We start from the raw sequence: 18,995 nt of genomic DNA, 5'->3' as shown, positions 1-18,995 counted from the left end.
ACCTGACATCATGCCATTCCAGACTACTTAAGTGTGAATAGTCACTTCCGTTTGAGGGTTGAAATTTTGAAGAGGTCAGTGGCTTTTCGATGTCAGTTCCGTTGGAGCACCGCGTCAGTCAGCGGCATGAGCAGCTCATGGGCCGGCGTTGCGGCGTCGGTCTGCATCAGTTGCTCCGCCAGTTCGGGCGGCAGGCTCAAGCCACCGATGCGCTCGCAGTCTTGCCATTTGGCGAGCAGCTCGGCGTTGCTGGGCGGGTCTTGCAGCGAGCCCGGTGCCCAGTCGACCAGAATGCTGCCGATGCCTTCGATGCTCACGCGCACCGGGGCGGTGTCCAGCGCCTCGGGTGCGCCTTGGCGTTCGTGCACGTGAACCTGCTGCATGGCGTGCAGCACATCGCTCCGATGCACGGCGTCATCGGTGAAGCTGCCGAGCGACACATGGCCGTCCACCCATGCCGCCGCCGCGCAGTAGGGCGCGCTGAACTTGCCCTGCAGGCCGGTGGCGGGCTGCGGGTATTGCAGCGGGATGGTGCCACCCGGTGGGAATTCGATGTCGATCTTGGGGGAGGGCAAGATGATCGCATCGGGCTGCGATGCCCGCAGCTTGAGCACGCCCGCGATCATGCGGTGGGTGAGGTAGCAGCTGGGATAGCGCTTGATCTCGAGGCCTGGAGCGTTCACGGCCCATGGCGTGTCGACATCGAAATGCGGCAGAGCCAGCATCGCGTCGCCGGAATAGGCGCGCGCGAATCCGGCGATGGCGGCTGTGCTGTTGGCGGTCGCTCCTGCGCGCGTCAGTGCCACGGCGCGCACGGCGGCGCTTGCGGCGAATCCCACGTGCAGCGGCTTGGTGTCCGTGCCGAAATTCGCGCGCAGGCCGCTGGCCGAGCTGGCGGCGATGGCGATGGCCGTGCGTGCCGCATCGATGGGCAGGGCGAGCAGATGGGCCACGGCGGCCGTCGCGCCCACCGTGCCCAACGTGCCGGTCGCATGAAAGCCCAGTTCGTAGTGGCCAAAGCCAAGCCAGGCGCCGAGGCGCAGCATCACCTCGGTGCCGACCAGATGCGCGCGCAGCAGTTGAGCGAGCGTGGTGTCTTCGGGGCAGTGCGGCAATTGGCTCAGCAGGGCGGCGATCACCGGCGCGCTCGGGTGGCAGGTGGCGAGCATGCAGACATCGTCGAAGTCGAGCGCGTGCGATGCCGTGCCAAGCACCAGCGCCACGTCACCCGCGCTGTGGCTGGATGCGGCCAGCGCCGCAGCGCGCGTGCACTGCTGACTGGCACCGCCAATGATGCAGGCCAACGTGTCGACGAGCGCGCGGCGTGCGTGTTCCAGCGCCGGGGCATCAAAGCGGCTCGCATCGCGCAGGTAGATCTGCTCCCAGATGCCTGCAAATTTCTGTGCCTGCTGCGTGGTCGTGGGCTTCACTGCTGCGTCCATTGCGGCTCCCGTTTTTCGTTGAAGGCTCGGATGCCTTCGAGGCGGTCCGGGCTGCGCACCAGCAGGTTGTGATGGGCGAGGTCGAGTGCGTAGCCGGTGCGGAAATCCGTGTCCGCGCCGTGCTGCAGCGTGAGCTTGGCGCTGCGCACTGCCTGCGGCGCGGCGCGGGCGATGTCCTGCGCGATCTCCATGGCGCGCGCGAGGTGCTGGCCTGCTGGTGTCAGCTCGTTGAAGATGCCCCAGTCGAACGCGGTCTGTGCGTTGAGGCGTGCGCCGCTGTAGAGCATCTGCTTGGTCTTGCGCACGCCGATGGCACGCACGAGGTTCTGCATGCCGCCACCGCCCGGCAGAAAGCCGCGCTTGCTCTCGGGCAACGCGAGATCGGCGCTGGTGTCGGCAATGATGAAGTCGCACATCAGCGCGAGCTCCAGCCCGCCGCCATGCGCGATGCCCTGCAAGGCCGCGATGACGGGGCGCGGAAAATCGCGGATCGCGAGCAGCACGTCTTCGATGAGCTGGTGCTGCGCGGCCCACTGCGCATCGGTCATGCCGTTGCGCTCCTTGAGGTCACCGCCTGCGGAGAACGCGCGCTCGCCCGCGCCCTGAAAGACCACGCAGCGCAGGCTGGTGTCAAAGGCCAGCTCGCGCAGCAGGCTCCAGAGTTCCTGCCACATCTCGGTGTTGAAGGCGTTGAGCACGGCGGGGCGGTTGAGGGTCACGAGCGCTACGCCGGTGGACGCGTTGCGCTCGACGATCAATGTGTTCATGGTTTCGTTTCTCCTTCTCGGTGGTCAGTACGAGCGCGGCATCTGCAACACGTGCTGCGCCACATAGGCGAGCACGAGGTTGTTGGAGATCGGCGCGGTGCGGAACAAGCGCGTCTCTTTCCACTTGCGCTCGATGTCGTACTCCGTTGCCACGCCGTAGCCACCGAAGGTCGTCATCGCGGCCTCGGCGGCCTCCCAGGAGGCTTCGGAGCACAGGTACTTGGACATATTGGCTTCTGCACCGCAGTTCAATCCCTGATCGAACAGGGATGCAGCCTGGTTGCGCATGAGCTCGGCAGCGCAGAGGTTCATGTGCGCCTTGGCGATGGGAAAGGCCACGCCCTGATTGCTGCCGATGGGACGGTCAAACACCACGCGCTCGGTTGCGTAGTTGCGCGCGCGCTCGATGAACCATTTGCCGTCGCCAATGCATTCGCTGGACACCAGCAGCCGTTCGGCGTTCAGCGATGACAGCAGGTACTGGAAACCCTTGCCTTCCTCGCCGATGCGCCAAGCATCTTCCACTTCGAGGTTGTCGATGAACACCTCGTTCGTGTGGTGGTTGAGCATGGTGTCGATGGTGCGTGACTGCAATGACTTGCCCGCGCGGGCGATGTCCACGAGGAACAGGCTCAGGCCGTCGGTCTTGCGTTGCACTTCTTCATAGGGCGTGGTACGCGCGAGCAGCAAGTACATGTCGGACTGGCGAAAGCGCGAGGTCCAGATCTTCTGGCCGTTGATCACATAGCCGCCGTTGACCTTGCGGGCAAAGGTCTTGATGCGCAGGGTGTTCGAGCCCGCATCCGGCTCGGTCACGCCGAAGGCCTGCAGACGCAGGCTACCGCTCGCGATGCGCGGCAGCACGGCCCTTTTCTGCTCATCGCTGCCGTGCTGCAGCACGCTCGCCATGGTGTACATCTGCGCATGGCAGGCCGCGCCGTTGCCGCCGCGGCGGTTCATTTCTTCAAGAATCACGCAGGCGTCGAGCAGGCCGAGGCCCGATCCGCCGAACTCCTCTGGGATCAGCGCGGCAAGCCATCCGGCCTCGGTCATCGCGTTGACGAACTCGGTGGCGTAGCGTTGCTCTTCATCGCATTTGCGCCAGTATTCGTCGCCGAAGCTCGCGGCCAGTTCGCCGACGGCGGTGCGGATTTCCTGTTGGGTGTCGGAGTAGCGAAATTCCATGATGGGGCGTTCTTTCCTGTCTCTGTGTAGGTGTTGTGAGCGTTCGCTGAAGTGATCGTCCGTCAGGCGATCTGGATGACGCGCTGCTCGGCAAGGCGCTCGATGTCGCGGGTGTCGAGGCCGCTGGCGGCCAACACCGCACGCGTGTCTTCGCCGACCTTGGCGCTCACATGGCTTGCGAATTCGCGCGTGCCGTCAAAGCGCATTGGCGAGCCGATGGCGCAAAGCGCGCCCAAGGTGCTGCCTGCTACATTCAGATCCTTGGAGATGTCGAGTGCCCGCACCTGCGTGTCACCGGTCACCTGCGAAAGGTTGTGCACCGGGCTGACTGGCACGCCTCGTGATTGCAGGCGTTTGATCACATCGGCAACCTGCAACTGGTGGGTGGTGGCCTCGAGCGTGTCGTGCACGAGGTTGCGGTTGTCCACACGCTGCGCGTTGGTGGCAAAGCGCTCGTCATTCGCGAGGGCCGTGAGTTCGATTGCGGCGAGCAGCTTGCCGAACAGCCGGTCGTTGCCGCAGCCGATGAAGACCTGCCCATCCGCGCAGTCGAACACCTCGTAGGGCATGAGCATGGCGGTGGCCGAGCCCATGCGGCGCGGCAGCTTGCCACTGGCGCTGTAGTTGGCGATGGGGTTGGTCATCCAGGCGATGCCGGTTTCCAGCAGCGAGGTGTCGACACGGCAACCCTTGCCGGTTTGATGGCGTTGCGACGCAGCAGCAACGATGGCGAGCGCCGACCACAGACCCGTGCCGATGTCCACCATCGATACGCCCACGCGTGCTGGAGGAAGTCCTTCATGACCGTTGACCGACATGATGCCCGCGTAGGCCTGAATCAACGGGTCGTAGCCCGGCAGTCCGGCCATCGGGCCGACGTTGCCGTAGGCGCTGATAGCGCAGTAGATCAGGCCGTTCTTCAGGCCCTTGAGGTCGTCGTAGCCGAGGCCACGCTGCTCCGCGCTGCCGGGCTTGAGCGAGTGCACCACCACGTCGTTGTCACGCAGCATGGAGCGCAGCAACTGTTGGCCGTCGGCCCTGTCCAGATCAATCGCGACGCTGGCCTTGCCACGGTTGAAGGTGGCGTAGGTCGGCGACATCGCCGCGCCAATGTTGGGTGCCCAGTGGCGCGTGTCGTCGCCCGCGCCGGGTCGCTCGATCTTGATGACATCGGCCCCCAGATCGGCGAGCACCTGCGTGCAGTAGGGACCGGCGACGTTCTGCGTCAGGTCGATGACGCGCTGTCCTTGCAATGGCTTCATGTGGCTTTCTCGATGGCGAGCGGGGGAGAGGGTATGTTCAGCGGTGCTGGGCCTGCGCATGGGGCGGCGCATTGGGATGTGCGATACCGTGGTGCAGCGTGACCGAATACTCGAAACGGCCCGGTGGGTGGTAGGTGTCGGACATCTCCAGCACCTGATGATGGATGTCGAAATACCAGCGGCGGATGCGTAGCAGTGGTTCGCGCAGTTCGCAGCGCAGCAGCCGCGCCTGACCCGCATCGGCCACCGTCGCGCCGATCACCTGGCGCACCTCGTTGACCATGACCTTGTGCAGCTTCTGGATCTCCATGAACACCGGCATGCCGCTGCGCCGCGACGCGGCAATTGCCTTCTTGCTCATGGCCGGCACCCAGACGGAGGACAGGCCCATCGGCACGCTCTGCCCGTCGGCCATGCGCAGCGTGATGGCGTGGCACCAGGCCTCGCCCGCCGTGCTTTCCAGCATCTCGGCCTCGGCGGCGCTGAGCGCGATGTCCTCGACCTCGAGGATCTGCACCGAGGTGTTGCGTGCGTAGTAGGCCAGCTCGGAGATGTTCTGCAGCGACTGCGAATAGCCCGGCGCTGCACGGCGACGGATCACGCGCGAGCCCACGCCTTGCTGGCTGGCGACCAGTCCCATCTGCTGCAGATCGGCCAGCGCGCCGCGCACCGTGTGGCGGCTCACGCCGAACAGCGCCTGCAGCGCGGCCTCAGTCGGCAGCATGCTGTTCACAAGCCATTGCCCCTTCTTGATCGCTTCGACCATTTGATGGAGCACCTGACTGCGCTTGGTCGCAGCGGAGGCCGCGGCGGCGGTGGCTGTAGCTGTGGTGGAAAGAGGGGCGACTTGCTTGGGTGACATGGTGGCTTCAGTTGTACGAACAAGTGTGTTTGCGGGTAGCGTGGATTCTGTTCGTGGATTACCCCATCTTGTACGCTGTTGTCCGTACAACGCAGGGTTATCCTGCAGCGCTGATGGGCTCGGCGCTCTGAATACTCACGGCCTGATGAAGATGCAAGCACCAGCCTTGGTGTGTGCGTTCCAGACCGATGAAACAGGAGACAAAAATGAGTCCAGTCGTCAATCGACGCCATCTGCTGCAATGGGGCGCGGGCCTCTCACTCGCGTCCGTGCTGCCCCTGGTGCACGTATCGCCTGCACATGCGGCGGCGAGCGCCTGGCCGAACAAGCCGATCCGCATCATCGCGGGCCAGGCCCCGGGCTCGTCCAACGACTCCACCGCGCGAGCGCTCTCGGACTACTTTGCGCAAAAGCTCGGTGTGCCCGTCATCGTGGAAAACAAGCCTGGCGCGCTCGGCATGATCGCTGCCGAAACCGTGGCGCGCGCCGAGCCCGATGGCTATACCTTACTGATCTCGCTGCACAGCCAGCCCGCGCAGGCGCCTGCGTTGCTCAAACGCGTGCCCCTCAACCCTGACAAGGATTTGCTGCCGATTGCCGCGATGGGCGTGGGCCCGGTGACGGCGGTGGTGAACAAGAATTTCCCGGCCAAGACCTGGCAGGATGTGGTCGTGATTTCGAAGACCCGGCCGGTGAATGTCGGCAACTATTCCATCGGCTCGGGCTGGCAGATGATGCTCGAGCAGCTCGCCAAGGACACGGGCGGCAACTTCAATGTGGTGAACTACAAGGGCACGGGTGCGATGCTGCTCGACCTCTATGCGGGCACTATCGACATGGGTGCGGGCTCGCTTGCCGGCATGGGAGGTGGCATTGAGAAGGGCGCTGTTCGCCCCGTGCTGATTGCGATCGGCGAGCGCTCCAGCAAGCTGCCCGGCATCCCCACGTGGAGCGATGCGGGCTTTCGTGCGCCGGTCTATCAGGACCTGACCGAGTGCAACATGCTCTTTGCCCCGGCCGGCACGCCACAGGCCATCGTGGATCGCATTGCGGAACTGGTGACCTTGTCGGTACGCGAATCGCCGCGCGTTCAGTCCGTGCGCGAGACGCTGAACGCCGAAGACGCGCCGCTGACAGGCGAGGCGCTCAGACAATACATTGCGCGGACCTGGCCGACGTATCGGAGGCTGACACGGGAGATGAACATCTCGGTCAATTGAACGCCGATGGCTGCAGAGGCGTTCACCGCGTGAGCGTCTGCGTCTGCACCCCCAACCGTTCCAGCAGGTCATCGCGATCTGCGGTGAATTGTTCGCCCGCGCTGTGCAGCCAATCACGCAGATGCGCGTTCGTGCCTGTGGGCTCGTTCGTGAAGATGAAGTGGTAGTGCGCCTTGGATGGCACGGCGAACGCCACGGGCACCACCAGCCGTCCGCTGACCAGTTCGTCATAGACCAGCGCGAGTCGTCCCATGGCGATGCCTTGGCCGCTCAATGCGGCGATGATGGCGAGCTGTGACAGGTTGAAGTGCACGCCGCTGTGCTTGGGCGGTGTCCCTCCCATGCCTTCAAGCCACGTATCCCATTCGACCGTGGGCGGTGCGTTGTGCCACGCACTCGCATCGTGCAGCATGGAGTCGGTGGGGATGTCGTTCACGCTGTGGATGCCTGGGTAGCGCTTCAGAAAATCCGGTGAGGCGACAGGCACCAGCAGTTCATCCAGAAAGCGGTCTGCATGCAGGTCCGAATAGTGGCCGGGATCGAACCGTATTCCGACCTGAATGCCGCTCACGCTCATGCCCACGCGGTCGAGGCTGTGGAATTCGCCGTAGATCCGCACCGACATGCCGGATTGCTCGCGCAGCAGATCGCCCACGCGCGGCGTCAGCCACAGCATGGCGAAGGATGGAGAGCAGCTCAGATTGAGCGGCGCATCCTTGCGCGGATGGCTTTGCCGCAGCTTGTCCACGGCCTGATTGAGTGATTGAAACGCCTGCCCCGAGACCAGCGACAGGCGCGCTCCTTCGCGAGTGAGCGAGAGGGCCTTTCCCCCGCGGTGCAGCAGGGTGATGCCGAGGTATTCCTCGAGTTTTTTGACCTGCTGGCTGATCGAGCCCTGCGTCACATGCAACTCCTTCGCAGCGATGGTGAAGCTGCCGTTTCGGGCCACGGCATCAAAGCATCGGAGCCAGGTGAGGAGCGACGGTGAGAGTAGATTTTTCATTGATCAAACTAATACATAGATTGACAGCATTGACTTGCCATCAAGAAGGGTAGTCAACAGAATGAACCAACTCGCAACTTCTCGCTAACCAGTGCAGGGTGCTTGGTTTTCATAGGGGAAATTACTGATGCAGGGTCATTTGAATGTCGGATCGAGTCAGGCGCCAGCGCTTTGGATCAATCCGGAGCATGGCGGGCAAGCGCTCGGCGCGGTTGTTGGAAATATTACTATCAATGATGTTCTCTTGGCGGAGCAACGCCTCGCCCGTTTTGCGCCACTGCTGGAAAAGCTGTTCCCCGAACTCGAGAAGAGCGCGGGCATTGTCGAATCCCCTTTGCTTGCGTTGCCTGCCGACGTCATTGCCCAAGGTGCGGATGCGCAGGGCACCTTTTGGGTGAAGGCGGACCACCAGCTTGCCGTTGCCGGATCGGTGAAAGCGCGCGGCGGTTTCCACGAGGTGCTCGAGTTCGCCGAGAAGATCGCTCTTGAAACCGGAATGCTCAAGGATGGCGATGGCTACGAGCAACTCGCCTCGACTGCTGCAAGAGAATGCTTTGCCCGCTACGAGGTCGCTGTGGGGTCGACCGGCAATCTCGGCATGAGCATCGGCATCATGTCCGCTGCGTTGGGCTTCAAGGCCAGCGTGCACATGTCCGCCGAAGCCAAGGAATGGAAAAAGCGCCTGCTGCGCAGCCATGGCGTGACGGTGCACGAGTACCCCGGCGACTATGCACAGGCCGTGGCCACTGGGCGCGAGCTGGCACGTGGCAATCCCTTCTCGCATTTTGTGGATGATGAAAAATCAGCGTCGCTGTTTTGTGGTTATGCAGTTGCGGCACTGCGGCTTCAGCGGCAGCTGATCGCACTGAACGTGCGCGTGGACCGCGACCATCCGTTGTTCGTCTACATCCCCTGCGGTGTTGGCGGTGCGCCGGGTGGGGTCTGTTATGGCCTCAAGCATGTGTTCGGCGAGCATGTGCATTGCTTCTTCGTCGAGCCCGAGGACTCCTCGTGCTTTCTGGTGCGCATGCAGAACCCGGACGTGGAAGGCATCAGCATCTACGACGCCGGTCAGCACAACCAGACGATTGCCGATGGTCTCGCTGTGCCGCAGGCCTCGGAGCTGGTCTATTCGATGATGCGCACGCGCCTGGCAGGCATGGTTGTTGCATCCGATGAGCGCATGGTGATGGATCTGTGGCGCTTGAAGAGCATGGCCGATTTGAAAGTCGAGCCTTCGGCCGCTGCCGCCGTGAGCGGCCCGCGCGCGCTGCTGGGAACCGTTGTGGGGCAGCAATATCTGCACTCCACCGGACTCGATGCCTTCATGCCCGCAGCCAACCACATCGTATGGACCACCGGCGGTGCCTTGATGCCCGCCGACGAGTTCGATCGCCTGTTCGCGCAAGGCCTGGAGCTGTCAAGCCAGCCTCAAGCCAACGTGCCTGACGCTGCATGACCGCCGTTGCCCAGAGATGTCTGCAACAGCAGACGTGACGGCACACCCACGCCACTTTTTCAACCAGGAGGATGAGACCATGACCCGAGCTTTCCATCACTTGAGCAAGGCCGCCATTGCGGTGTCCTTGGTGACCTGCGGACTGATGTCCGTGGCGCAGACCAAGACCACGATCAACGCCGTGATGCATTCGCCCCTGCGTGTGTTGGACCCGATCATCACCACGGCGCACATCACGCGCAACCATGGCTACATGATCTATGACACCTTGCTCGCGACCGACAAGGACAACAAGATCCGCCCCCAGATGGTGCAGGACTGGAAGGCCTCGGATGATGGCCGTACCTACACTTTCAAGCTGCGCGACGGCCTGAAGTGGCACGACGGTGGCGCGGTGACGGCGGAAGATTGCGTCGCCTCCATCAAGCGCTGGGCCACGCAGGACAAGATGGGCCAGTTGCTAACCAGCGAGATGGCGGGCATGAAGGTGGTCGATGCATCGACCTTCCAGATCTCCATGAAGGAGCCCAGCGATCTGGCCGTGCGCGCTCTGGCCAAGCCCAGCGGCGTGGCGCCGTTCATGATGCCCAAGCGCATCGCGGATACACCGCCCACGCAGGCGATCACGCAATACATCGGCTCCGGCCCGTTCAGGATGGTCACGGCCGAGTTCAAGCCGGGCGTGCAGGTGGTCTATGAAAAGAACGCGGACTACGTGCCTCGTTCGGAGCCCGCGAGCGGCCTGGCCGGTGGCAAGAAGGTGATGGTGGACCGCGTGAAGTGGATTGCCACGCCCGATGCGATGACCTCGGTGAACGCGCTGGCCAACGGCGAGGTGGACTACCTCGAGCAGTTGCCCTTCGATCTGGAGCCTATCGTCAGCGCCAACAAGGACATCAGCATCAAGGTGCTGGACCCGCAGGGTTACCAGACCGTCATGCGCATGAACCATCTGCATGCACCGTTCAACAACAAGAAGATCCGTCAGGCGGCGATGTATGCCGTGGGCCAGGAGCCCGTGCTGCAGGCCGTGATCGGCAATCCGAAGTACTACAAGACCTGCGCGGCGCTGTTCGGCTGCGAAGGCCCGTATGCCAGCCAGGAAGGTGCCGACGTCACCATCAAGGCCAACGTGAAGAAGGCACAGGAGCTGCTGAAGGAGGCTGGATATGACGGCACGCCCGTCGTGATTTTGCAGCCGACCGACACGCCCTCTGTGAACTCGCAGCCGGTGGTGATCGGCCAGGCGCTGCGCGCTGCGGGCTTCAAGGTCGATATGCAGGCCATGGACTGGCAGACGGTGGTGACCCGCCGCGCCGTGCAATCCGCGCCGAAGGAGGGCGGCTGGAATATCTTCGCCACCAATAACGTGATGGCAGAGGCATCCGATCCGCTGCGCGCGTTCGGCGTGGCCGCCAACGGCAAGGGCGCATGGTTTGGCTGGCCCGATGTGCCCGAGATCGAGCGTCTGCGTGTTGCGTTCTCGCGCACGCCGGATGAAGCCAAACGCAAGGAACTGGCAGGCCAGATCCAGAAACAGGTGATCGACGAAGGCGTGCTGCTGCCCATGGGCCAGTACTACGTGCCGGCCGCGTATCGCAAGAGCCTGAGCGGCATGCTGGAGTCTCCGGTGCCGGTGTTCTGGAACGTCCAGAAGAAGTAAGCCCAGTCCGCCGTATCTGAGTGAGTCAAAGAGAGAGTCAACCGTCATGTTCGCGTTCATACTGAAACGTATGGCAGCCGCGCTGCCAGTGATGGCTGTGGTGGCAGCCGTCGTCTTCGCCATCCTCCGGCTCACGCCCGGAGACCCTGCCGCGATCCTGGCGGGAGACTCTGCCACGCCCGAGCAGCTTGATGCCATCCGCAAGAATCTGGGGCTCGACGAGCCCATCTACATGCAGTTTTTGCACTGGATCGGTCAGCTGCTGCAGGGCGATTTCGGCACCTCGCTTTTGTCGGGAACGCCCGTGGTGGAGATGATCGGGCAGCGCATGGGCCCGTCGATTGCGCTGTGCATCAGCACCATCATCGTGGCCATCGTGGTGGCCATTCCGCTGGGCGTGCTGGCGGCGTGGCGTCAGGGCAAGCTGCTTGATCGCATGGTGATGGCGGCATCGGTGCTGGGCTTTTCCATTCCAGTGTTCGTCACTGGCTATGTGCTCATTCTGGCGTTCTCACTGGGCCTCGGCTGGTTTCCCGTTCAGGGCTACAAACCGCTGGAAGAGGGCGTGCTGCCGTTCTTGCGGTCCATCACCTTGCCTACACTCGCGCTGAGCACGGTCTACATCGCGCTTATCGCCCGCATCACGCGCACCAGCGTGATCGAGGTGATGAACGAGGACTTCATCCGCACCGCGCGCGCCAAAGGCCTGGGTGAGCGCTCCGTGCTGCTGGGCCATGCGCTGCGCAATGCGGCGGTTCCCATCGTCACCATCATCGGTGTGGGCGTCGCCATGCTGATCGGTGGCGTGGTGGTTACCGAGTCGGTGTTCAACCTTCCGGGCCTGGGGCGACTGGTGGTGGAGGCCGTGCTGGCGCGCGACTACCCCGTCATTCAAGGGCTGATCCTGCTGTTCGCGCTGGTCTATGTGCTGATCAATCTGGTGGTGGACGTGTCCTACACCGTGTTCGATCCGCGGATTCGTTATTGAGGCTCTTCAGCATGTCACAACTCTCCATGTCTTCTGCTGCAACAACCGAAGCGCCTTCCGAGTCCACGGTCTCGCCCACGCGCGCGCACCTCATCGCCACGCTCAAGAGCTGGCCGGTGATGGTGTCTTTGCTGGTGCTGACCGCATTGATTCTGATCGCCATCTGCGCGCCGCTGCTGACCTCCGCCGACCCTACGGCCATCAATCCGGCGCAGCGGCTCAAGCCCATCACGGCGGAGCACTGGCTGGGCACCGATGCGTATGGGCGCGATGTCTACACCCGAATCCTTTACGGCGCGCGCGTCTCGCTGCTGGTGGGGCTGGGCGTGGCGGCGTTCAGCCTCGTCGTGGGCCTGTTCGTCGGCGTGCTGGCCGGATATTTCCGCTGGGTCGATGCCATCGTTATGCGCGTCATGGACGGGCTGATGGCGATCCCCGGCATTCTGCTGGCGATTGCGCTGGTGTCGCTGTCGGGTTCGAGCCTGCTCACAGTGCTCATTGCCATCACGGTGCCCGAGGTGCCGCGCGTAGTGCGTCTGGTACGCGGCGTGATCCTGAGCGTGCGCAACGAATCCTATGTCGAGGCCGCGCAGACGCTCGGCACGCCGTTGCCGACGCTGATGATGCGCCACCTGGTGCCCAACACCATCGCGCCGCTGATCGTGCAGTGCACCTACATCTTCGCGTCGGCCATCCTGACCGAGGCCATCCTGAGCTTTCTGGGCGCGGGCGTGCCGCCGGAGACCTCGTCCTGGGGCAACATCATGGCCGAAGGCCGTGCCTATTTCCAGCTGATCCCCGGGCTGGTGCTGTATCCCGGCGTGCTGCTTTCTCTCACCGTGCTGAGCGTGAATCTGCTGGGCGATGCCTTGCGCGATTCGCTTGATCCGCGCATGGCCAAACGCATGTGAACCCGTTCAGTTCAAGGGATATCAAGGAATATGGCAATGAATACGCAAGAACAAAACGGGGCCCAGTTGGTTCTTTCCGTCAAGGATCTGAGCATCCAGCTCAAGGGCAGCAATGACGCGGCGGGGCGGCCCAAACTGTTGGTGCGTGATCTCACCTTGCAGGTGCGCGCGGGGGAGACGCTGTGCATCGTAGGCGAGTCCGGCTCCGGTAAATCACTGACTTCGCTCGCCATCATGGGCCTGCTGCCGGCAGAGAGCCTGCAGGTGTCTTCGGGCGCAATCGATCTGGACGGCCGCAACCTTCTGCAGCTCAATGCCGGACAGATGCGCGCGCTGCGTGCGTCGCAACTGGCGATGGTGTTCCAGGAACCGATGACTGCGTTGAATCCGGTGCATCGCGTGGGCAAGCAGATCGAGGAAGTGCTCAAGCTGCACACCCGCATGAGCGCCGCACAGCGTCGCGCGCGGGTGCTTGAAATGCTGGAGGCGGTGCACCTGCCGGACATCCGGCGCATCTATGACTCATTCCCGCACCAGCTGTCGGGCGGGCAGCGCCAACGTATCGTGATCGCGATGGCGCTCATCCTGAAACCGCGTCTGTTGATCGCCGATGAGCCCACGACGGCGCTCGACGTCACCACGCAAAAGCAGATTCTGGCGCTCATCAGAGAGCTGCAGCAGAAGCACGGCACGGCTGTGGTCTTCATCACGCACGACTTTGGTGTGGTCGCCGAAATCGCGGATCGCATTCTGGTCATGAACAAGGGCAAGGTCGTCGAGACCGGCACGCGCGAGCAGATTCTGGCCGCGCCGAAAGAGGACTACACGCGCATGCTGGTGTCTTCCGTGCCCAGCTTGGTTCCCCATTCGCGTGCGCAGCCCGAGGCCGAAGCGATTCTGGAGGTCAAGGCGCTGGAGAAGACCTATCCCAAGGCCAAGGGCTTTCTGCGCAAGCCTGAGCTGGTGCATGCGGCCAGCGATGTGGCGCTGACGCTGAAACGCGGCGAAATTCTCGGCATCGTGGGCGAATCGGGTTCCGGAAAGTCGACGGTTGCGCGCTGCATCGTGCGGCTCATCGATCCCAGCTCCGGCGAGATCCGGCTCAAGGGCGACGACATCACGACGCTCGGTCGCCGTGCTCTGCTGCCGCTGCGCAAGCGCATTCAGATCGTTTTTCAGGATCCGTATCGCAGTTTGAACCCGCGTCGCCGCATCGGCGATTCGGTGATCGAGGGGCTGATCAACTACGGCATGCCGCGTGATCAGGCGCTCGAAAAAGCCCGTCAGGCCATGGACATGGTGGGGCTGCCCTGGCAATCGCTGGAGCGTTACCCGCACCAGTTCTCGGGTGGTCAGCGGCAACGCATCTGCATAGCGCGCGCACTGGTCATGGAGCCCGACGTGCTGGTGGCCGACGAGGCGGTTTCGGCGCTCGACGTGTCGGTGCAGGCGCAGGTGCTTGCACTGCTCGAAGAGGTGCGCGTGCGCGCTGGCGTGGGCGTGCTGTTCATCACCCACGACCTGCGCGTGGCGGCGCAGATCTGCGATTCCATCATCGTGATGAAGAGCGGGTGCATCGTCGAGTCCGGCACGGTGCAGCAGGTGCTTGGCAAGCCCGAGCATGCGTACACGCAGGCCCTGATTGATGCGGCTCCCGGCAGGCACTGGGACTTTCAGAACTTCCGCGCGTTCGAGCCGGCTGCGCAAGCGGCGCTGGCGCATTGATCCATCGATTCCCGAGATTTCCTAGATTCCGTAGATGTCGCAAGGCATGCGACGCTTCATTTTTCCAAGAGGACACCATGGCGAAAATTGTGTACGGCGGTTTCCAGCACGAGACCAATACCTTTGCTCCCGATCTGGCGGACTGGGCAGCGTTCCAGGCTGGTGGCGGCTGGCCGGGTATGGTTTCGGGCGACAAGCTCTGGGACTCCATCCGGGGCTCCAACATCCCTGCGGCAGGCTTTGTTGAAAAGGCACTTGCAGCCGGTGACGAAGTCGTGCCCACCACCTGGTGCGCAGCGAGTCCGTCCGCTCATGTGGAGCGCGAAACCTACGAGCGCATCACGCAGATGATCGTCGACGGCATTGCAGCGGCGCTGCCGGTGGACGCGGTCTACCTCGATCTGCATGGCGCGATGGTGGCCCAGCATTTCGACGACGGCGAGGGCGAGTTGCTGCGTCGCGTGCGCGCGCTGGTGGGCGAGCAAGTGGCGATCATCGCCAGCCTCGACCTGCATGCCAACGTCACGACGCAGATGCTGCAAAGCGCGGACGTGCTGGTGGCTTACCGCACCTATCCCCACGTCGACATGTTCGACACCGGCGTGCGTGCCTACGAGCTGTTGACGCGGCGTTTCAAGACGGGCAAGCGGCCCGCGCTCGCGGTCAAGCGATTGCCGTATCTGGTGCCCATCTGCTGGCAATGCACCGACATCGAACCGGCCCGCAGCCTGTATCGCCAGATGGAGCAGACCGAGACCGCCGAGACGCATCTGTCGTTCGCCACAGGTTTCCCCGCCGCTGATTTTCCGGAATGCTCGCCCGTGCTCTGGGCCTATGCCGACACGCAGGCCGAGGCCGAAGCGCTGCTCACACCGGTCGCGCAGGCGGCGCTCGATGCCGAGGCGCATTTTGCGGGCAAGCTGTTCGCTCCTGAAGAAGCCGTTCGCTACGCGCAGTCCCATGCGGGCAGTGGCAAGCCGACGATCATCGCCGACGCCCAGGACAATCCCGGCGCGGGTAGCAATTCGGATTCCACTGGCATGCTGCGTGCGCTGGTCGCCTGCAAGGCCGTCAACGCCGCCATCGGCCTGATCGTCGATGCGGAATCCGCCGCCAAGGCCCACCAAGCGGGCGAGGGCAACCGCGTGCGATTGGCGCTGGGCGGCAAGTCAGGCATTGCGGACGATGCTCCGTTCGAGGCCGAATTCGTGGTGGAGAAAATTTCGGATGGCAAGGTCAATGCGACCGGTCCATACTACCGTGGCTTCAAGCTCGATCTTGGCCTGTCGGCCTGTCTGCGCATCGACGGCGTGCGCATCGTCGTGGCCTCGCAGAAGGTGCAGATGGCCGATCAGGCGATGTTCCGCTTCGTCGGCATCGAGCCTACGGCGCAGGACATTCTGGTGGTGAAGAGCGCCGTGCATTTTCGCGCGGACTACACCCCCATCGGCCGCGAGATCATCGTCGCCGCCGCGCCGGGATCGATGCCCATGGTGTTGGAAAACCTGCCATGGACCAAGCTCGCCCCAGGCATCCGCATCGACCCGTGCGGCAAGGTGTTCGAGCCAGAAACGGTCTGATCACTCCAGAATCAGATCCTGCGCCACCATGCCGCGCGCGATGAGCTGCTCGTCCCATGCGGGCGTGCGCTTGTAGGGCGCGGCAATGTGTTCGATGAACAGGCGCAGTTTGAAGGCGTTGCGCGAGGTGTGGGGAAACACGGCGCTGAACCAGAATGACGAGAGCTGGTAGTCGCTCAGCACCGGTATGAGCTCGCCACTTAAAAGCGCCGGAGTGGCGACGAAGGTGGGCACGCAGACGATGCCCGAGTCCTCCAGCGCAAAGTCGCGCAGCAGGTGCACGCTGTTGGTGAGCAGCGCGGCGTTCAGATACAGCGTGACCTGTTCACCCGCGTGATGAAAGGTCCAGCGGTCGCGCGAGGGGTAGCGTGAGTAGAGACCGAGGCGGTGCTTGTGCAGATCGCGTGGGTCGGTGGGAGTGCCGTTTTCCTTGAGGTATTTTTCGGTCGCGCAGAACAATCGGCGCACTGGAAACAGCTGCTTGGAGACCAGTTCCGTCGATGCCGGTGGAAAGATCTGCAGCGCGCAATCCACGCCGGCCGCGACGGGATCCACCACCTCGTCACTGACGCTCATCTCGAGGCGGATGTCGGGATACGCATCCTGAAAACTCTTGAGTACGCTGGCGAAGCGGCCGAGCACGAAGCCGGTGAGCGCGTGCACCCGCAGCACGCCAGAGGGCGTGGCGCCGACGTCGCGCATCTGGTCGAACAGGTTTTGCGAGCGGTTGACCAGATCGGTTGATTCCCGCACGAATGCCTGGCCGATTTCGGTGAGCCGCACGAGCCGTGTGCTGCGGTGAAACAGTGGCGTTCCCACATGCTCTTCGAGCTGCTTGACGCGCGTGGTGACCACCGATGGCGCGACGCGCAACTGCCGTGCAGCCTCCGAGAAATTCTGGGTTTGCGCGACGCGGACAAAAGCTTCAATGTTCAGGAGCAGATCCATTACGGGGTGTTCCGTGGCCGGGTTTCAGGGGGCGGTGCAACATGGGCCATGTTGCCAAGGCCAAAGTGCTTCAGCGTGCTTCATCCACCGCCCGCCAGGCCAGAGGATTGCCTGTATCACGCCAAGTGCGACTAGGGATACTACCTATCATTGTTCGGAAACTCAGAACAATGCAGTGCCGTTTTGGTGTATTCACCGCGAGATCGATCCTCCCTACATTGCAGTCAAGCGCAACGCTTCATTGATATCAGCAACGCAAGGAGACATCGAGATGAGCAGCAACCAGTACACCACCCAGTTCGGTTCTCTGAACTCTTATGAGAAGGGCCGTGTCGAGAACATCACCGACGATGTTCGCAACTACGCCTTCTCGAACTGCTTCGAGATCGCGGGCCAGTCCAAGTCTTGGGAAAAGGTGGTCTTCGGCCAGAACCAGATCTATGTGCTGGAGACCATCCGCGCCGAGGGCCGCTCGCCCTGGTACACCTGCGCTCATGACGAGTTCGTGCTGTCGATGGATGGCGAGATGGAGATCCATCTGGTGCAGCTCGAAGGCGAACAGATCGTCGCCGATACCGGGAAGAACGGCACCGTCCTCGTGCAGGGCGAGCCCGAGGGCAAGAAGATGGGCTGGATGAAGTTGGGCCGTGGCCACCAGGCGCTGCTGCCCAAGAACACGGCCTACCAGATTCGCACGAGCAAGCCCGGCGTCGCGATCCTGCAGACCTGCAAGGGCGATCTCTCGATCGAGCGCTGGCACGACATCTGCCAGCTTGCCTGATCAACGTCCTTCATCCGCGTCCGCATTCGCATCACATTCATCGCCTTCAGGAGAACACACCATGAACACCGTTGCACAAGCCCGCAAGACATCGGCCGCAGACCCCGCGCAAGACCTCGGCTATTGCACCTTCCAACTGGGCTCGTTCGGCTTTCGCCGCGACGAGTATTTCGTTCACATCACATGGAAAACGCGCGATGGCCGTCCGCTCTCGCACACCATGGATATCGGCAATTTTCTGCGTGCGCTGATGCGTGACGTGGCCTGGGGCTTCTTCTACGGCGGCGTGAATTTCGACGACGTGATCGGCACGGTGAACCACTACAAATCGGTGGACATGCAGGCCGGTGCGTTCAACGAAACCATGAAGGAATCGGGCGTCGATCTGCTGGAGAATTTCCCGGTGGACCAGATTCGCGGTGTGTTCGAGAAGATGCTCGACGACTGGACCAACGAGGGCTTTGACCCGTTCGCCGCGCCGCTCGAAACCGGCTCGCCCTATGGCCGCAAGCATGGTAACAACACGGCGGCGGTGACGCGTGCCCGCGAGCTCGCCAAGCGCTGCGTGGGCTTGAAGGACGACCTCAAGCTGCGCTCGGACGAACGCGGCGCGCCGGTCAATCGCAGCTTCGCCGATGTGCCCCAGGACGAGCCCGAACTGCACCCGGAGCCCGGCTTCGAGAACGAGGTCCACGCCTTCAATCTGTTCGCCTTCCTGAGCCGCTCGCAGGTCACCTGGAACCCCTCGTTCACCAGTGTCGTCAAGCACAGCTACATGTGCCCGACGACCGAAGAGCACATCCTGCCGATCCTGCACTCCAACGACCGGGTGGAATGGTTCTTCCAGATGAGCGACGAGATCCAGTGGAACTGCTCGGACAAGAACACCGGCAAGCCGCTCGCCCGCGTGATCATGAAGGCCGGCGACATTGCCGCCATGCCCGCCTACTGCCGCCATCAGGGCTTCAGTCCCAAGCGCTCGATGCTGCTGGTGTGGGAGAACGGCTCGCCGAGTCTGGTCTATGAAATCCAGAAGGGCGAAGCACCGGAAATTCCGGTGCAGTTCTGAGCACTGATGGTTGAGTGCTGAGCGAGGTACGCCCAGCCGCCTTCCTTCTTTTTCTCTTCTTTCTTTCTTGAAATCTCTCGGGTCGGTGCAGCGCGCGCACGGCCTTGGCCGGAGGCTTGCCATGAACACC

At 63.0% G+C, this 18,995-nt stretch carries 16 protein-coding genes; 9 read left to right on the top strand and 7 right to left on the bottom strand.

From position 1 onward, the window contains the following. Positions 1-92 precede the first annotated feature (92 nt). The 5 genes from G7047_RS13170 to G7047_RS13150 form a co-directional block, all read right to left on the bottom strand. Positions 93-1,442 (bottom strand): MmgE/PrpD family protein, encoded by a 1,350-nt coding sequence (locus G7047_RS13170; protein ID WP_166306040.1) that lies wholly within the window; start codon positions 1,440-1,442, stop codon positions 93-95. Continuing rightward, positions 1,427-2,209: an enoyl-CoA hydratase/isomerase family protein gene (locus tag G7047_RS13165; protein WP_166306037.1), complete on the bottom strand. Its 783-nt coding sequence runs from the start codon at positions 2,207-2,209 to the stop codon at positions 1,427-1,429. The genes G7047_RS13170 and G7047_RS13165 overlap by 16 nt, the downstream gene beginning before the upstream one ends. Positions 2,210-2,233: 24 nt before the next feature. Then, positions 2,234-3,394, bottom strand: a complete 1,161-nt coding sequence (locus G7047_RS13160) for an acyl-CoA dehydrogenase family protein (protein WP_166306034.1) — start codon at positions 3,392-3,394, stop codon at positions 2,234-2,236. Positions 3,395-3,456: 62 nt separating this feature from the next. After that, positions 3,457-4,656 carry a CaiB/BaiF CoA-transferase family protein gene (locus tag G7047_RS13155; RefSeq protein WP_166306031.1) on the bottom strand — a complete coding sequence of 400 codons (1,200 nt, stop codon included), beginning with the start codon at positions 4,654-4,656 and terminating at the stop codon, positions 3,457-3,459. A gap of 37 nt (positions 4,657-4,693) precedes the next feature. Continuing rightward, complete coding sequence (locus G7047_RS13150; protein WP_166306028.1) at positions 4,694-5,518, bottom strand: GntR family transcriptional regulator; 825 nt, start codon at positions 5,516-5,518, stop codon at positions 4,694-4,696. 206 nt (positions 5,519-5,724) lie between these two features. Here G7047_RS13150 and G7047_RS13145 point away from each other — a divergent pair, with 206 nt between their 5' ends. Further along, complete coding sequence (locus tag G7047_RS13145; RefSeq protein WP_166306026.1) at positions 5,725-6,738, top strand: tripartite tricarboxylate transporter substrate binding protein; 1,014 nt, start codon at positions 5,725-5,727, stop codon at positions 6,736-6,738. Between the two features lie 22 nt (positions 6,739-6,760). On the opposite strand, the gene G7047_RS13140 is transcribed toward G7047_RS13145, so the two are convergent. Beyond that, complete coding sequence (locus tag G7047_RS13140) at positions 6,761-7,741, bottom strand: LysR family transcriptional regulator (protein ID WP_166306023.1); 981 nt, start codon at positions 7,739-7,741, stop codon at positions 6,761-6,763. 127 nt (positions 7,742-7,868) lie between these two features. On the opposite strand from G7047_RS13140, the gene G7047_RS13135 reads away from it, so the two are divergent. The 6 genes from G7047_RS13135 to G7047_RS13110 all read left to right on the top strand — a co-directional run bounded on the left by G7047_RS13135 (position 7,869) and on the right by G7047_RS13110 (position 16,067). Beyond that, on the top strand, positions 7,869-9,200 hold the full coding sequence (locus G7047_RS13135; RefSeq protein ID WP_166306020.1) for a D-serine ammonia-lyase: 1,332 nt from the start codon (positions 7,869-7,871) through the stop codon (positions 9,198-9,200). A gap of 145 nt (positions 9,201-9,345) precedes the next feature. Beyond that, positions 9,346-10,863: an ABC transporter substrate-binding protein gene (locus G7047_RS13130; RefSeq protein ID WP_371813889.1), complete on the top strand. Its 1,518-nt coding sequence runs from the start codon at positions 9,346-9,348 to the stop codon at positions 10,861-10,863. 46 nt (positions 10,864-10,909) lie between these two features. Next, on the top strand, positions 10,910-11,851 hold the full coding sequence (locus G7047_RS13125; protein ID WP_166306014.1) for an ABC transporter permease: 942 nt from the start codon (positions 10,910-10,912) through the stop codon (positions 11,849-11,851). An 11-nt stretch (positions 11,852-11,862) separates the two neighbouring features. Next, a complete protein-coding gene (locus tag G7047_RS13120) occupies positions 11,863-12,762 on the top strand; it encodes an ABC transporter permease (protein ID WP_205904789.1) in 900 nt (299 codons plus the stop codon). A 36-nt stretch (positions 12,763-12,798) separates the two neighbouring features. Then, positions 12,799-14,487: an ABC transporter ATP-binding protein gene (locus tag G7047_RS13115; protein WP_166306011.1), complete on the top strand. Its 1,689-nt coding sequence runs from the start codon at positions 12,799-12,801 to the stop codon at positions 14,485-14,487. Positions 14,488-14,564: 77 nt separating this feature from the next. Then, a complete protein-coding gene (locus tag G7047_RS13110; protein WP_166306008.1) occupies positions 14,565-16,067 on the top strand; it encodes a M81 family metallopeptidase in 1,503 nt (500 codons plus the stop codon). Here the strand turns inward: G7047_RS13110 and G7047_RS13105 are convergent, their stop codons facing one another. Beyond that, positions 16,068-17,015 (bottom strand): LysR family transcriptional regulator, encoded by a 948-nt coding sequence (locus G7047_RS13105; protein ID WP_166306005.1) that lies wholly within the window; start codon positions 17,013-17,015, stop codon positions 16,068-16,070. A 271-nt stretch (positions 17,016-17,286) separates the two neighbouring features. On the opposite strand from G7047_RS13105, the gene G7047_RS13100 reads away from it, so the two are divergent. Both G7047_RS13100 and G7047_RS13095 read left to right on the top strand, forming a co-directional pair. Continuing rightward, positions 17,287-17,796, top strand: a complete 510-nt coding sequence (locus G7047_RS13100; protein ID WP_166306002.1) for a hydroxyquinol 1,2-dioxygenase — start codon at positions 17,287-17,289, stop codon at positions 17,794-17,796. Positions 17,797-17,857: 61 nt separating this feature from the next. Further along, positions 17,858-18,865: a hydroxyquinol 1,2-dioxygenase gene (locus tag G7047_RS13095; protein ID WP_166305999.1), complete on the top strand. Its 1,008-nt coding sequence runs from the start codon at positions 17,858-17,860 to the stop codon at positions 18,863-18,865. Positions 18,866-18,995: the final 130 nt, after the last annotated feature.

The organism is Diaphorobacter sp. HDW4A (assembly GCF_011305995.1).
Taxonomy (GTDB): Bacteria; Pseudomonadota; Gammaproteobacteria; order Burkholderiales; family Burkholderiaceae_C; genus Diaphorobacter_A.
The sequence above is the reverse complement of the archived record's forward strand: the minus strand, read 5'-3'. Positions and strand labels throughout refer to the sequence as shown.

Excerpts from the sequence above, each read along its gene's own strand:
- G7047_RS13170 (WP_166306040.1), bottom strand. The coding sequence starts at position 1,442 with ATGGACGCAGCAGTGAAGCCCACGACCACGCAGCAGGCACAGAAATTT.
- G7047_RS13165 (WP_166306037.1), bottom strand. The coding sequence starts at position 2,209 with ATGAACACATTGATCGTCGAGCGCAACGCGTCCACCGGCGTAGCGCTC.
- G7047_RS13160 (WP_166306034.1), bottom strand. The coding sequence starts at position 3,394 with ATGGAATTTCGCTACTCCGACACCCAACAGGAAATCCGCACCGCCGTC.
- G7047_RS13155 (WP_166306031.1), bottom strand. The coding sequence starts at position 4,656 with ATGAAGCCATTGCAAGGACAGCGCGTCATCGACCTGACGCAGAACGTC.
- G7047_RS13150 (WP_166306028.1), bottom strand. The coding sequence starts at position 5,518 with ATGTCACCCAAGCAAGTCGCCCCTCTTTCCACCACAGCTACAGCCACC.
- G7047_RS13145 (WP_166306026.1), top strand. The coding sequence starts at position 5,725 with ATGAGTCCAGTCGTCAATCGACGCCATCTGCTGCAATGGGGCGCGGGC.
- G7047_RS13140 (WP_166306023.1), bottom strand. The coding sequence starts at position 7,741 with ATGAAAAATCTACTCTCACCGTCGCTCCTCACCTGGCTCCGATGCTTT.
- G7047_RS13135 (WP_166306020.1), top strand. The coding sequence starts at position 7,869 with ATGCAGGGTCATTTGAATGTCGGATCGAGTCAGGCGCCAGCGCTTTGG.
- G7047_RS13130 (WP_371813889.1), top strand. The coding sequence starts at position 9,346 with ATGTCCGTGGCGCAGACCAAGACCACGATCAACGCCGTGATGCATTCG.
- G7047_RS13125 (WP_166306014.1), top strand. The coding sequence starts at position 10,910 with ATGTTCGCGTTCATACTGAAACGTATGGCAGCCGCGCTGCCAGTGATG.
- G7047_RS13120 (WP_205904789.1), top strand. The coding sequence starts at position 11,863 with ATGTCACAACTCTCCATGTCTTCTGCTGCAACAACCGAAGCGCCTTCC.
- G7047_RS13115 (WP_166306011.1), top strand. The coding sequence starts at position 12,799 with ATGAATACGCAAGAACAAAACGGGGCCCAGTTGGTTCTTTCCGTCAAG.
- G7047_RS13110 (WP_166306008.1), top strand. The coding sequence starts at position 14,565 with ATGGCGAAAATTGTGTACGGCGGTTTCCAGCACGAGACCAATACCTTT.
- G7047_RS13105 (WP_166306005.1), bottom strand. The coding sequence starts at position 17,015 with ATGGATCTGCTCCTGAACATTGAAGCTTTTGTCCGCGTCGCGCAAACC.
- G7047_RS13100 (WP_166306002.1), top strand. The coding sequence starts at position 17,287 with ATGAGCAGCAACCAGTACACCACCCAGTTCGGTTCTCTGAACTCTTAT.
- G7047_RS13095 (WP_166305999.1), top strand. The coding sequence starts at position 17,858 with ATGAACACCGTTGCACAAGCCCGCAAGACATCGGCCGCAGACCCCGCG.